Consider the following 14,021-nt stretch of genomic DNA (forward strand, 5'->3'; position numbering starts at 1 on the left):
CAAACCGGCGAATCAGTCAATGGTGAAGCCTCGAATTGAGCTCCCGTCCAGATGCCCGATACAGGTGCCGCGCAGCGTTGTGCGGCAGCCGCTCTTCGTCGTGTCCGTCATTCCCGATCTGTCGCGCATGGCCCCAGTGAATCGGGGTACCCGGGGCGGCGTCCACCTCGTACTCACGGACGTTGACGTCGAGCGTGCTCATGATGGGCAGTCCTCTGCCGCTAGGTGAGTCATGGCAAGGGCGAGGGCAACCGGCATCGCGATCAGAAGCTGCGGTCCGTCGACTTCGAACGCGCCTCGAAGGCGTGTACTGCTTTCAATCGAGCCTGCAGAGCTAACATCCGGGCCAGGAGGTTGAAGCGCGAGCAGCTTCTCACCGACGTTCCCGGCTTCTCCCTGTAATACCCAAGCAGACGACAGCAGCCCGCCAACCTGAAGAGCCTCGTGAATTACGTAGAGCGACGTACGGTCGCTTTCCTTCCTGGCACACCGACAATCATCTTGGCCGGCCGCTGTCGAGGCCACGCAGTGGAAATGGCAGTGCGGTCCGTACACGCTCAACGTGCTCGCTGACGAATGCATGGTTACGAGATGGCATCGCCAGACATTCGGATTAGCCGGTCGCGATATCGGTCATCACCCGGCTATGCCCGAAATCGCAATCGCACTTGACGCCGCTGCAATGCTCGACGAAGTCGATCTCCAGATAGCCGGGCAGAGGATCGTTCCCGTCGTGTGGACCCGCCTTAACCCTCGGTGCCCGGGCCTCATTGCACAGCACGCGATTCGCGTGCCGATGCGAAGCATATCGCCGCAAATATGAGCATTCACCAGGCCCGAGCCATGCACGCAACTAACGGCCTGCCTTGTTCGCAGCCATACCCGGCTTCGCCAGCAATCAGTCTGTAACGAAGCAGCTATCTTGTGGAGACAGGACTGTGAGCCTCTTTCCGCTTATCTCATGTTGCCGGCAGCCCGCGATCAGGGACGCGCAAAATCGTCCGGTGTGAGTTCAGGACGTGCGGCCGGATGGACGAGCAGCTTGCGCTCGGCGATTGCCCGGATGCGGCCATACCCGTCCCGGAAGGTCTTCATGATCCGGGCGTCACTGGCCCCGGGTTCAAGCCAGAAATGGATTTCCAGTGTGGCGATCGTGATCACGCATTCGACCATGCTGTTCGGGCGTTCGAGGCCAAACGCCACGCCGCGGCGGTTGGCGAGCACGTGTGGTTCAACTTCGACGGTTTCCATGGGCAGTCAGAGGGCAACGGTATTGAGCGCGTTGACAGGGTTTTTGCATACGCGATGCGGTTTGAGCATCGGGCTGGTCATATAGGCGTCAGTGCTGTGAGGCGTCGGCCGACCCCGGGGGCGTGGTTCCTGAAGGGTTTACCAGTCGATGCGGTGCTTTTCCTCGGTTTCGCGGTGACGCTGGTCATCGGGCGCATGCAGGTAGGGGTTCGTGCTCGTTAACGACGCGTGACGCAGGTTGTCGCGCACGGTACGCAGATCGGTGCCGCCGTCGGCCATGTGGGAACCTGCCGTATGGCGCAACCAGTGAGCGGAGGCGTGATCGAGCAGATCTGCCTGTGCCGTGAAGCCGTCGCCGCGCAACCGGAGCCGTTCGGCGGCGCCGGCAAAGATGCCCTTGACGATCGTATGCAGTGCGGCGCGCGTGAGCGGCTTCATCGATCTGCCCAGCGGCAGCACGAGCGGAGCGGACCGCGTTCGCGTACGGCCGGGATAGTCCGATGTCATGGCATAACCTGCAGTCAGGAGCCTTGAAAACGAGTGACACGTCTTTATCGAATGCGCCGCAGCGAGTTCGCGCTGTCCACTGTTTGCTTCGCAGGCGTTCTCATGGTTGGTGTCGTGCAGGGCATCTTCATTGCTATTGGCCTGTCGCTGCTGTCATTTGTCTGGCGCGCGTGACACCCTTACGACGCCATTCTGGGCAAGATCGAGGGGGGGCCTGGTTATCACGATGTTGTACGACACCCTGAAGCAAAACAGGTTCCCGGCCTTCTGCTGATTCGCTGGGATGCGCCACCCTTTTTCGCGAATGCGGAGACTTTTAGCCAGCACGTGCGACGGGATATCGCACAAGCGGCGCAGCCACCTGAATGGCTGGTCGTTGCCGCGGAGCCGATCACCGATATTGACGTTACCGCTGCTGACATGCTCTCCAGGCTTGATCATTCGCCGGAACTCAAGGTGCGAATTGCATCCCGGTAGCCGCGCTCGATCCGGCGTCGTGTGGACGAACGGGAAAAGTCAGTTGCCGCACCAATCGATTCCTGCCCATCGCTGGATATCAGCACGAAGCGGTCGATTTTCCGGTGCGCCATCAAGCGTCTGTACGCCGGGTGTTGACGCAACGGGCTCGCTGTCGGCAGTTCCTGATCGAGATGTTCAATCAGATCGAGATAGCCGTTGAACTGTTCGAAAAGCTTGAGATCGAGCCGCAGTTTTCCAAAGAAATAGATCTGCAACAGACGGCCCACTACGTCCGACATCGTTTGAGGTGTCGACGGCGAGATATGACTTGCATCCATCGCGATCAGTTCGCGTTTTACGTCGGGATCGTCGGCGTCGATCTGCTCCAGCGCGTTGATGGCGCACCGCAACGGAGTGTTGGAGACAAGGCCACCATCCCAATACGGCTTGTCGTCGATGAAAGTCATCGGAAATGCCGGTGGCAAACTCGCGCTCGCGATGACATGATCGACAGTTAAGCCGTCCCTGTTATCAAATTCCTCATAGGCGCCGGTCGTGGCATTCACCGCGGTGATGATTACTCGCGTCGCACTTGCGTTCAGCCTGTCGAAATCTACCGACTCCGTCAGCCATTCTCTTAGCGGTGCCATGTCCATAATACTGGTGGCGATCAACGGCGCCAGGAGAAAACTCGGGGCCATGCGGATCATTCCGTGCGCGCCGAACATCGCCAACCATGCGTCCAGTCCGGGCATCGCCGGAAGAGTGGAGACGGAAAATCTGTCCCACATTTCTTCAAGGGTTTCAAGAGGATCGCCCTTTGCTCCGGCGAGGACAGCCGCGGCCAGAGCGCCGATCGATACGCCGGTTATCACATGCGAGCGGAAGTTCTGGCGCTGGAAGATGGCTTTGATTGCGCCGAATTCATAAGCTCCCAGTGCACCGCCGCCCTGCAAGACGATTGCCGTAAGCATGCTAGACATGGCGACACCGCCAGGTCATCGAGCGTCGATTAAAGTCGCGATGGTTGAGCATGACCCACTTCCAAGTGGGTGGATGGCACTCACTTACCGCACTTCCGGAGCGGGCCCCGCTTGTAGTCCTGACTTCGCTCAATTTCCGTTCCTCATTTCTCGAGCAGCGCATGAATTGACTGCAATTCCCTTCTGCGGTCAGCGCTTGCCTTCGGATAGGTCATTTCAATTTCGTCAAGCGTCTCGATACGATCCTCGACACGATCAGCCTGGCGTTCTCCTTGTCGTCGGCCGGCACGATGTACCAGGGAGGCACGCTGGGTGCTGGTTGCATTGAAGCATTCCCCATAGGCATTCATGTACTGGTTCCAGTACTGCCGTTCCTCGACATCGGCAACACTGAATTTCCAGTTCTTTTCAGGGTCGTCTATGCGTTGCAGGAAGCGTTTGCGCTGCTCTTCCTTCCAGATCTGAAGGTAGAACTTGACGATCCGCGTGCCGTTCCCGGAAAGGTGTAACTCCGGGTCCACGATCGAACGAAAGCGGTCATACCACACGGCCTTCTCGTCGAGCAGTGCATCCGGCAGGCCCTCGTTACGAAGAATCTCGGGATGGACGCGGGCAATCAACACCTCCTCGTAGTAGGACCGGTTGAAGATGCCGATTCGCCCGCGCTCTGGCAGATCGCGCGTGGTGCGGCAGAGAAAGTAAGTCGTGCTGCAACTCAATGGGGCTGGGATGTTTGAAGCTGAAAACCTGACAACCCTGCGGGTCCACGCCGGACATGACATGCTTGATGGCGCCATCCTTGCCGGCCGCTCCCGACGCCTGGAAGATAAGCAGAACAGCATAGCGGTTGAAGGCATAGACCAACTGCTGCAGAGAGCTCAGGCGGGCGACATGCTCACCGCGCAATTGCTGGTAGTGTTCCCGAGACCTGTACACGGGCGCCACTTTCGTTGGCCACTTGTCGAGCTTGACCCTTCCGCCTTCCGGGACACGAAAATCCCCCGAACTGATCTCCATGTTGATCCTCGTAACCGCTCAAGGTCGGTAGGCTTGTCGCCAGGGGAATCCGGCAACGCAGATCTGTGCCGCAAAGCCGATCCCTTTAGCGATCGACGCGATACCCGAAACATACCGTGCCGGAGATTCACCGAATGCGAATACAGCGACACCAGGTTCTGCGACCACGAGAACGATGAAGCCCACGATCCCAATCAGAAGACGACTACGCCTATCGGCGTTGCAGATTGAACCACTGCACGCTCCGTTGAGCAACCTTCCAACTGGCCGTAAGCATGATTGGCGTGTCCAGTACCACGGAGGCAGTTACGCCGAGATGCGACACCAGCACCAGGATGCGTATTGCACCAAGAGCGACTCCGATCGCAAAGACTATACGAGGATGGGCAATCCCCGCCCTGACCTATGGGGAGTCCCCGTACGCCGAACGGAGTGGAGTTCATGGCAGTTACATCCGCGCGGCAGGAGCCAATTTAGTACCAGCATTTCGCATGTCAGGTCTGGCGGGGCGGTGGATCCGTCGACGGCGATGCAGTCCGGGCTCGCAGCAACTGATCTTTACGGTAGTCGTGATCGCGTGCCAGGGGATTGACCTATATCAACCTGTTCGGCGGCCCTTCCATTTGAAGGACCGTTTCCGGTTTTCCAGACCTGCACTCGTCGTTATCTCTCCGGTCTGAATTTGCGTGATCGGATTCATGGCGACGCGCACAGTGAAGGTTGACCTTGATCAAGGGCGCGCACGCAGGCGGGGAAGACCATGCAGGATACCAGTGAGAGCAGCGACCTTTGCGTGCGGCCCAAACCGGTCAACCACAAGCGAAGTCTCCTGCGAGCGACGGAAAACCAAAGCCGGGTTCGCTGAGCCACGCATCCTGCTTGGAGGGGTTGATCCCGGTCGGCAGCAATCAGGCGCGACAAGTTTGTGGAGGTGTGCAATGCATCGAGGCGTTACATTGATTATGGCAAGCGTGATCAGCCTGCTCGCTGCCACAGCTGCTGCGGCATATGCGGATGAGCCAACGCAAAGCATCACGGAAAACGGCTTGAGGGTCCACTACGGCGTGATGCCTGCTACGAAAGCGCAAATGGTCGAGCGAGGCGCCGATGCCTCCCAAAAAGGCGCTGAGACCACCCCAGGATCGTCGAGTTATCACCTGGTGGTCGCGCTCTTCCGTAGCAACACCGACGAACGCATCAAAGATGCGACCGTGGTTGCTACGGTCAAGGGACCCAAGGGGCCAAAAGGCAACGCCCATTCACGCCCCGTCACAAAGCGGCTCCGCCCCATGGTGATCGGTGACTCGGTCACCTACGGAAACTACTTCGACATGCGTTGGCGAGGCGTATATCACGTAAGCCTCACTGTCACGCAGAAGAATGAATCAAAGGCCGTGAAAGCCAGCTTCGACGTGGATCAGCAGTTCTGATTCCCAACGTCCCGGCGAAGTCGGCACGAGCACTTACCTATCTGGCGGGCATCCTGGGACCTGCTGGCAACCGGATCACATAGATGCGGCCCGGCAAGTCTCCTGCAGCCTCGTCTTCGTTGTACGTGAAATAGACAAGCGAGTGACGTTCAGTGTCCAGTACCCGGATTATATGGAGCGAGTCGAAAGTTGGATCTGACTCTGCCGTGAATACCTGCGCCTGCCTGGGAACAGTTCCGGCAATGCGGATGTTGCCTGTCTGATGGCAGGAAGCTGTCGAGTTCGTCCCATGGGTGATGCGTCCACTTCCCAGTGCGCCCTCGGAATGCGACTCTGAGACATAGCAGGTCACGCCTTTCACAAGGGGATCGTCGTAAGCCGAAATGGCGATGTGAGAGCCATATCGCTGGGTATGCGTTTCGATGGTCGCCAGCTCTTTGGCTATGACAATGGAAGACGAAAATATCAGCAGCGCACCCAGGATGCTCCACCGCCCTGGAAACAGCTTGATCATCATCCACCTCCGGGCATCCGACACTCAGATCTTCGGCCCGCACAACGCTGCAACAACGGATCGCTGAGTTCAGGCTATTTCACCCGGAAGTCAGCTGCTTGATGCAGGTCAACGCCGGCGTGTTCGCCTGGCGTCATTCTGAAAATGGGTCTGCGGTTTGCACAGGGCGTCTTTCGGTAGGGGATTGACCATTCCTTGTCCACGCGACGGCAAATCACAGCTTCGGTCGCCTGCGCCGCCAGAAAGTTCGCATATCGAGAATTACCATGTTCGTGAACGCCCGCGTTTCATTGCTTCTACCTCTCATGTTCTGCGCCTGGGCAAGTGGCGCTGCGCTCGCGCAATCGCTGCCGCAACCCGCTTCGCAAAACGGCGTCTCGTATATAACCGGTGGTGTGGGCCAAGATGAAGTTCAGGCATTTCGCGCCGCAGCTCCAAGGTATAACCTTCGCATGACATTCGCGTCGAAGGCAGGGAGCTATCTGTCCGACGTCGATGTAACGATAACGTCGGGAGCCGGACGGCGAGTCCTGACCGTTCGGACAGAGGGACCGTTCCTCTTTGTCCGTCTACCTGCAGGGCGCTATCAGATTGGGGCGCAAAGGCGTCACATCACGGAAACCAGAAGGGTCCAGGTGCCCGCACGTGGCGGAGCTGAATTGCGTTTCTACTGGCACGATCCGGATCGTCACGGAGTCGTGCACATCTGCAAAAGCTGTCCAGATTCGGGCCGCCCCTGAGCGGCCTGTTCCGTTTCGCAATCCGCGTACTGACCGACACCAGAATGCAGACAAATCCCGTTGAGCCTGTCCCGGACGTAGTCCCTGCCCACGGCGAATTGTCACCACCGGTCGGGCACGCCGACAGGAAGCGGGGGCTGTCGAGCGCACGGGTGGACGAGCAGCGTGCCCGCTTCGGCCGCAACGTCGTGGACTCAACGGCGCGGCGCACCTGGTGGCAGACCCTGTCGGAGGTAGTCCGTGAGCCCATGTTCCTTCTGTTGCTCGCTGCGAGCGGTATCTATTTCGTGCTCGGGGACGTTTCGGAAGCGCTGACGCTCCTCGCGTTCGTGATGGGGATTGTCTTTCTCACGGTTTTTCAAAGTCACCGCACCGCGCAGGTTCTCGACTCTCTTCGCGAACTGTCTGCGCCCCGCGCGCAGGTACTTCGAGATGGACAGCGGCAACTCGTTTCCGCTTCTGAACTAGTGCCCGGCGACGTGGTTTTCGTCGACGAAGGCGCACGCGTGCCCGCTGACGGCGCCGTGATGGAGGCTCACGAGCTGAGCGTAGACGAGTCGCTGCTGACAGGCGAGTCCGTTTCGGTGAACAAGTCGGTGGCGCGAGCCAATGCACTTCCGGAGGAGGATCCTGGCGGGCAGCTTTATTTCGGGTCAATGGTGGTGCAGGGTCAGGGGCAGATGATCGTGACTGCGACCGGGCCGAATACGACGCTCGGTCGCATTGGCAAGTCGTTGACCGGCATCACGGAAGCACGCTCGCCGTTGCAACTGGAGACGAGAACCTTCGTCAATCGCTTTGCGCTGGCTGCGATCGCACTGTGTCTGCTGCTGGTCGCGGCTTATCGCTGGCGCTCCGGGGAATGGCTCCCGGGCGTGCTCGCCGGGATCACGCTGGCCATGGGGATTCTTCCCGAAGAGATTCCGGTGATACTGACCGTGTTCATGGCACTAGGGGCTCGCCGCATCGCCAACGAAGGCGTACTAACACGCCGTATGAGCGCCATCGAAACCCTTGGCCAGACGTCGGTGCTGTGCGTCGACAAGACGGGCACACTGACGCAAAACCGCATGTCCGTGAGCGTGCTCTTCGCGCAAGGAAAGCGGCAAGTCATCGATCAGGCCACTCAGCGTATTGACGAGACATATCACGAACTCATCGAATATCTGGTGCTCGCCAGCGAAATCGAGCCGGTCGATCCCATGGAGCGGGCATTTCACGAAACAGGCCGGGTTGGACTCGCCGGCACCGGACGTCTCCACAAGGACTGGTTGCTGGTTCATGAGTACGCGCTGACACCGGAGTTGCCGGCCATGTCCCACGCATGGCACACGCCAGAACTCGACCATCACGCAGTGGCCTGCAAGGGCGCGCCGGAGGCGGTCTGTGCTTTGTGTCACCTGGAGGAGCGGGAAACGCAGACTGTCCTCGATCAGGCCGCGCAGATGGCGTCGGGCGGACTGCGGGTGCTGGGGGTGGCCAAGGCACGGCACTCACATCCCGACTGGCCGGAAAAGCAGCATGACTTCGAGTTCTCTTTCGTGGGGCTGGTCGGTCTATTAGACCCTGTCCGTCCGGAGGTCGCGGGCGCTATCGCGGAATGTCAGGCAGCCGGCATCCGCGTGGTGATGATCACCGGCGACTATCCATCGACGGCGCGGGCTATTGCGGCCGAGGTCGGCATCGACGGCACGCGAATCGTGACTGGGCAGGAAGTGTCAGCGATGGACGACGCACAACTTCGCGATGCCATAAAGAACGTTGATGCATTCGCCCGCGTCAAACCGGAGCAGAAGCTAAGGCTCGTCAACGCGCTCCGGGAGAGTGGCCAGGTGGTCGCGATGACGGGCGACGGTGTGAACGACGCGCCCGCACTTAAGGCGGCGCACATCGGCATTGCGATGGGGTTGCGCGGCGCCGAAGTTGCGCGCGAGGTCGCCTCGCTGGTCCTGCTGCGTGACGACTTCGCGCCGATCGTGTCGGCAATCCGGCTAGGAAGGCGTATCTACGCAAATCTCGTGCAGGCGATCAGCTACACGGTTGCCGTTCACATTCCGATGATAGCCGCCACCATGTTTCCGGTTCTTGTTGGCTGGCCGCCGATGTTGGCGCCGGTTCACGTCGTTTTTCTGCAACTGGTGATCGATCCCGTCTGCTCGGTCGTGTTCGAGAACGAGCCTGAACGCGAGAACCTGATGCGTTTGCCACCGCGCCGTGCCGGCGCGCGCCTGCTGTCGAACCGCGCGTTGGGACAAGGGGCGATGGCAGGCGCGCTAGCCGCCATGCTGGTGCTCGGTCTATATGCGGGCTTGCTGACTCACGGTTACGACCTTCCTTTCGCTCGCACATTGTCATTCGTGGCGCTTGTGGCGTGCAATGTGGCGTTGATCTTTGTGATCCGACTATTTCCACAGACTGGGGTCCGCGCACGTCAGCAGAATCGCTACCTCTGGGTTGTTCCAGGTGTCACCGGCGCGGCGCTTCTGCTTCTCATGACCGTTCCTGCCCTGGCGCGACTGTTTGGACTGGTTGCGTTGCTGAGCGCCTGACGGTGCAGATGGCAGGAAAACCTGGAGAATGTTCCTGTGATCTCGATGGCGGTACTCTTCGCAGCCATTTTGCTGCTCAACATCATTCCGGCCTTCGCCCCTCCCACCTGGATGGCAATGTCGTGGATAGGATTCAACCAGCCAGACCAGAACCCATTCCTGCTCGCAGTGATTGCCGCCTGTGCCGCGACAATGGGGCGCCTTATTCTCGCGCGATGCTCCGGATGGCTCGTACGCGGCCACCTGATGCGCGACGCGGACCGGCAAAACATCGATGTCGTGAAGGCGTGGCTCGAAAAGAGGAAGGCGGTGACTGCCGGTGTGCTGCTGCTGTATGCATTCAGTCCATTTCCATCGAACTATCTGTTCATCGCGTACGGGCTAACCGGGCTGAGGCTATGGCTCATCGGTGTGCCGTTCTTTTTCGGACGCCTCGCGAGCTATGCGGCCTGGACACATTTTGCGCAGGTCGCGCACTCGTACCTGGACCCGGAATTGGATCTCGAGGGAGGGTACCTGGGGGCCTACTTCGTCGTCACCCAACTGGCATTGCTGTGCCTCGTCTTCGTCCTGATGCGAATCGACTGGAGCGCTGCACTTAACGAGCACAGGCTCCACTTCAGGCGCCCCCGGCCCGGCGAGAATGCCCATACGTGACTAACGTAACCGCGCTGCCGCTTGCATCACGCAGGTGAACCCATAGAATCCATGAATAGTGGATCAGTTGCTGCATGCGTCAAGGTAAAGATGAAGAATTCAGCCGGGAACGAACCATCAACAGCGGCGTTTGAGTGATGCGAGCTGTTCGGCCTGCGACGCTTCCGAGAAACCAGCGGGAGAGGCCGCGCCGGCCGTGTGTACCGACGACTACGAGATCCGTATGCCATCCTGATCGGGATCAGGACGCTGATGCAGCGCCCGACCAATACGCACGCAATGCCTACCAGTCCGAGGACAAGATAGGTTCCAGTCTCCCTGATCGCGAGAATTTCCAGCCCGATCAGCAGGAACAGCAAACTGTTTAGAATCTCGTCGATCAGTTGCCAGAACGTCTCTAGATACGCTTGCGTCTGCTCGGACATCGCCAGGTTCCGTTCATTGTTGCCCAGGAACAGCCCGGCGACGACCGCGGCGATCGGCCCTGACATATGAACCGCGTCGGCGAGTGCGTACGAACCCATGCATAGCGCGATGGAAAGCAGAACCTCGACCTGATAGTCGTCGATCTTGCGAAGCAGGCGAAGCACAATCCAACCAAGAAGCCAGCCAAGCAAGATACCGCCAAGCGTTTCCTGGATAAAAGACCACGACACGCCGGCAACGCTCGGATCACTCCGACCGGTAGCAATATCAAGGATCGTCAGAAAGATTACGAGGGTCGGCCGGGATTCGTTAATTTTTCGCCAAAATGGCCTTAAGCTGCTGATTCGAAATAGAAATCGATGTTTGGATCAAGGGGCGGCGCCCTCCGCTGAAGATCCAGGAGATAGGACCCGAGGCGGTTGATGTGGTCCTTCCGGTACGGCGAGAGCGCCTGCAGCACCTCGACGTCGACCGGCAGCCCCTTCTCCTGCAGAACTTTGAGCCGCCGCGACATTCACTGGACGTTGTAGAGGATCACCATGTTCGCGACGAGCTGGTTGTACTTGATGACCTTGCGCTGCTCGTGCCGGACGTTCTCGGCGATGACCTCGCCCCCGAACATCAGCCACTTCGCAAAATCGTTGAACTGCTTGCTCTTGTTCGTTGCCGTGTGAATGGTCTGGCGCATTTCCGGGTCATTGATGTACCGCAGCAGGAACGTCGTGCGGATCACGCGGCCGAGCTCGCGGAACGCGAAGTACAGCTTGTTCTTCACGCTCTCGGATCCTAGGCGCCGCAGGATCGTCGACGGCGTCATCCGTCCCACCTTGTTCGAAATCGCCACACGCAGCATGTCCGGAAAGTGCCGCTCGATCAGGGCCCAGTCGATGCTCGCGCGAAACAGCGACTCGATGTTCTTGTAGCGTCGGCGCCGATCGGCCTTGAAGAACGTCAGGTCCTTGATGTCACGGATGCGCGGCATGAGCTTGATGCCGAGCAGGTGCGCGAGCGCGAACACCGGCGCGCTCTGCGCGTGCGTGTCGCCGTGCACGGTGTCGGGCTGTACGTCGGACGCGTTCTTGATCAGGCCATCGAGAATGTAGACGGCCTCGTGCACACCGCACGGGATGAAATGGCTGAACAGCGCGATGTACTTGTCCGACACGTGATAGTAGCCGATCCCACCGTAGCCGCCGTACCGGATGTGATATTCGGACAGCAGATTCTGCTCGTACAGAATCCACTTCGTGCCGTCAGCCGAGACGCGTTTGCCAAAACCCCAAAATTTCGGTAGTGCAAACTGGTTGCATGCGTTGATGACCTTCACGATCGCCTTGTCGAGGCGATCCTCGGTCACGTATTCCAGATCCAGCCACGCGACCTGCTTGCGGCTGAGATTCTTGACTGACCATGCCGTCTGCGTTGGCCCAAGATTGCAGCCGTAGCAGAATAGCGTCGTGATGAAGCGTTTGCGCGGCTCGTCGATCTTCGCCTCGAATCCGGAAAGTGGTCCGAACAGACGATGCAGGTCGAGCCACTGTTCCGTTTCAGTGAGGATATCCAGGATGCTGACGGGGTGCATCGTCGCCTCCATCGCTTGAACGATCAGGGATTTGTTTGGCGGATCGGGCTTTTTCTCCAGACGGTGCAGGATGAGGCCGTGTTCCTCGCTGATTTCGACGTGATCGTTTTCCGGGAAACCGGCGTCGACTTGGTCGGCGAGCGCGCCGAGTTCATCCTTCATCTGCTGCACAAACGTGTGCCTGTCGACCGAATAATCGACGAGTGCGCGGTAGCGCGACAGCTCCTCGCGGAATTCATCCCAGGAGACTTGGTGCACGCTTGGGTCGTCGTACTGATCGCTGCCCTCTACGTAGACATCCCCCGAATTCAGTTCCCGCATGATCTGGCTAAACACGCACAGCTCGAAATACTTGCGGTGCAGCAAGCGCTGCGGACAGACCGTCCGGAAGGACGCATCGCTTCCATTTCTCGGGAATCCAGTCGAGCGGCAACTGCGCGAGATCGGTGTCGCTGAGCAACAGGTACTCGCGCCGCGACGACCGGTACATCTTGAGTCAGTCGAGTGCCCTGAGCAGCGCATCGTCCTGCTAGCTCGCCTTCAGGGACAGATTTTCCACGCACTGGAACAGCAGTGAGCGCAGATTCCTGTACGGTATGAGCAGGAACGGAAAAATGTGATTCCCGGCCTGGGCGATATGCTCGTTGCAGCGAATCAGAACGGCATCGGGATCATCGTTCAATGCGGTACGCATCTGCGCGATGCGCACGGCCGCGGGCGTTTCGTCATCCTGCAGCACGTTCAGGACGTCACGGAACTGGCTGACGAGTGACTGTAATTGGTCGGTGTGCGCGAGTTGGTACTGCTGAAGTCGCAGCTTGCCGGCGTTCTCGAGGTTGCGCACGGTCTTGATGAAAATCTCCGCGACATCGTCGAGCGCCTTTTGCCGCTGCGCGAGAACGAACAACACAGCAAGCGCATAGCGCTTTGAAGGCTTGAGCGCCCGCATCTCGTGGACGTCGAGCGCGCGGGCCTCGACAACGAACTGCGTCCGCTTCGGCACTGTCAGCATGTCGGGTACGACCGGCATGCCGTCGGCCAACGCGTTCATCGCCTCGATATGCTCGAGAAAGCTTGCGACCTCGCGCGGCCCGGGTCGCTTCGGCTCGCGCTTGAGCTCGTCCCAGAATGTTCGGCCGCGGCGGACCTGAAACAGATCGTCGAGTCGGGCTTTCCGTGTGTCATCGAGCGATTCGACAAAGGCGCGGTAGATTTCTTCGTGCAACTGGCTGCGCGCATGGCCGGCAATCCGGGAGAGTGTCGCGAGCGGCGGCAGCTCGAAACGGCGCCGCACGAGTCCCTCGAGCATCACGTTGATGATGTCCGGCAACTCTGCCTTGGTCCGGGCCGCATAGGCTGCCACCCGCGCGAGCCAATCATTCGCCGCGCGATCGACGGGTTGGATCCGCACGTACTCGCGCAGGATTTTCTGGTGCCGGGATTTGCTGCCCGAGCGGTCGTAGTGCGAGAGGTTTGTGCGCGGTAGCGGGCGGCCGCCGAGTACCGTGCACATGTGGTCGATGATCGCTGGTGGCACGTCCGAGACCACCGGCATGTACCCGAGACGCTGCAGCAGCTTCAGTTGCACGAGAATCAGCACGCGCGTGGGTGCTTGGCGGAACTGGTCAAAGACGAACCGGATTTCGGCAACGCTCGGCGTATAAACCGTGCGCAGCTCCGTCTCACCGAGATCAGCGGGCAATGCCGGGTAAGCGGTTTCGTGAATCTGGCTCATGGATCAGCCCGCGAATGGCTTGCGGTACGTCATCTGTCGGTTCGCGCTGCGGCAGCTTGAGCGTGCTCGACAAGACCGCATCGGCAAGGTCGGTGCCATTCATTCCCATGAGCCAGTCGATTGTGCCGCGCGACAAATCGTCGAACGGCGCGAAGAGGCATAACTAGTTCG

9 protein-coding genes and 6 pseudogenes are annotated in these 14,021 nt (G+C 59.5%); 5 read left to right on the forward strand and 10 right to left on the reverse strand.

The window, feature by feature from the left end; all coding sequences use genetic code 11:
* Positions 1-16: 16 nt before the first annotated feature.
* From CJU94_RS41100 to CJU94_RS35665, 3 genes and pseudogenes are all read right to left on the reverse strand, one after another.
* Complete coding sequence (locus CJU94_RS41100) at positions 17-202, reverse strand: hypothetical protein (RefSeq protein WP_157763856.1); 186 nt, start codon at positions 200-202, stop codon at positions 17-19.
* A gap of 779 nt (positions 203-981) precedes the next feature.
* The gene (locus CJU94_RS35660; RefSeq protein ID WP_095423329.1) at positions 982-1,251 is read right to left on the reverse strand and encodes a DUF1488 family protein; all 270 of its coding nucleotides are present in this window, start codon (positions 1,249-1,251) and stop codon (positions 982-984) included.
* A 138-nt stretch (positions 1,252-1,389) separates the two neighbouring features.
* A pseudogene (locus CJU94_RS35665) lies at positions 1,390-1,716 on the reverse strand (tyrosine-type recombinase/integrase); the annotation flags it as partial.
* A gap of 69 nt (positions 1,717-1,785) precedes the next feature.
* Between CJU94_RS35665 and CJU94_RS35670 the strand changes: the two are divergent.
* Positions 1,786-2,193 (forward strand): annotated as a pseudogene (locus CJU94_RS35670) (STAS domain-containing protein); the annotation flags it as partial.
* A 2-nt stretch (positions 2,194-2,195) separates the two neighbouring features.
* Here CJU94_RS35670 and CJU94_RS35675 read toward each other — a convergent pair.
* Positions 2,196-3,200 carry a patatin-like phospholipase family protein gene (locus CJU94_RS35675; protein WP_095423331.1) on the reverse strand — a complete coding sequence of 335 codons (1,005 nt, stop codon included), beginning with the start codon at positions 3,198-3,200 and terminating at the stop codon, positions 2,196-2,198.
* A 143-nt stretch (positions 3,201-3,343) separates the two neighbouring features.
* Positions 3,344-4,217, reverse strand: a pseudogene (locus CJU94_RS35680) (ADP-polyphosphate phosphotransferase).
* A 938-nt stretch (positions 4,218-5,155) separates the two neighbouring features.
* Here CJU94_RS35680 and CJU94_RS35685 point away from each other — a divergent pair.
* On the forward strand, positions 5,156-5,647 hold the full coding sequence (locus tag CJU94_RS35685; RefSeq protein WP_095423332.1) for a hypothetical protein: 492 nt from the start codon (positions 5,156-5,158) through the stop codon (positions 5,645-5,647).
* A gap of 37 nt (positions 5,648-5,684) precedes the next feature.
* On the opposite strand, the gene CJU94_RS35690 is transcribed toward CJU94_RS35685, so the two are convergent.
* On the reverse strand, positions 5,685-6,161 hold the full coding sequence (locus tag CJU94_RS35690) for a CreA family protein (RefSeq protein ID WP_095423434.1): 477 nt from the start codon (positions 6,159-6,161) through the stop codon (positions 5,685-5,687).
* A gap of 266 nt (positions 6,162-6,427) precedes the next feature.
* Between CJU94_RS35690 and CJU94_RS42065 the strand changes: the two genes are divergently transcribed.
* The 3 genes from CJU94_RS42065 to CJU94_RS35705 are packed head-to-tail and all read left to right on the forward strand — an operon-like array spanning position 6,428 to position 10,107.
* A complete protein-coding gene (locus CJU94_RS42065) occupies positions 6,428-6,901 on the forward strand; it encodes a hypothetical protein (protein ID WP_095423333.1) in 474 nt (157 codons plus the stop codon).
* A 44-nt stretch (positions 6,902-6,945) separates the two neighbouring features.
* Complete coding sequence (locus tag CJU94_RS35700) at positions 6,946-9,450, forward strand: cation-translocating P-type ATPase (RefSeq protein WP_095423334.1); 2,505 nt, start codon at positions 6,946-6,948, stop codon at positions 9,448-9,450.
* Positions 9,451-9,486: 36 nt separating this feature from the next.
* A complete protein-coding gene (locus CJU94_RS35705) occupies positions 9,487-10,107 on the forward strand; it encodes a hypothetical protein (RefSeq protein ID WP_095423335.1) in 621 nt (206 codons plus the stop codon).
* Between the two features lie 79 nt (positions 10,108-10,186).
* Here the strand turns inward: CJU94_RS35705 and CJU94_RS35710 are convergent.
* The 4 genes and pseudogenes from CJU94_RS35710 to CJU94_RS41510 all read right to left on the reverse strand — a co-directional run.
* Positions 10,187-10,336, reverse strand: a pseudogene (locus CJU94_RS35710) (universal stress protein); the annotation flags it as partial.
* 61 nt (positions 10,337-10,397) lie between these two features.
* Positions 10,398-10,763 (reverse strand): annotated as a pseudogene (locus CJU94_RS35715) (cation:proton antiporter domain-containing protein); the annotation flags it as partial.
* A 101-nt stretch (positions 10,764-10,864) separates the two neighbouring features.
* Positions 10,865-13,850 (reverse strand): annotated as a pseudogene (locus CJU94_RS35720) (Tn3 family transposase).
* Entirely contained in the window at positions 13,807-13,953 is a 147-nt protein-coding gene (locus CJU94_RS41510) for a hypothetical protein (RefSeq protein ID WP_167397612.1), read from the reverse strand. The pseudogene CJU94_RS35720 and the gene CJU94_RS41510 overlap by 44 nt, the downstream one beginning before the upstream one ends.
* Positions 13,954-14,021: the final 68 nt, after the last annotated feature.

Source organism: Paraburkholderia aromaticivorans (assembly GCF_002278075.1).
Classification (GTDB): Bacteria; Pseudomonadota; Gammaproteobacteria; order Burkholderiales; family Burkholderiaceae; genus Paraburkholderia; species Paraburkholderia aromaticivorans.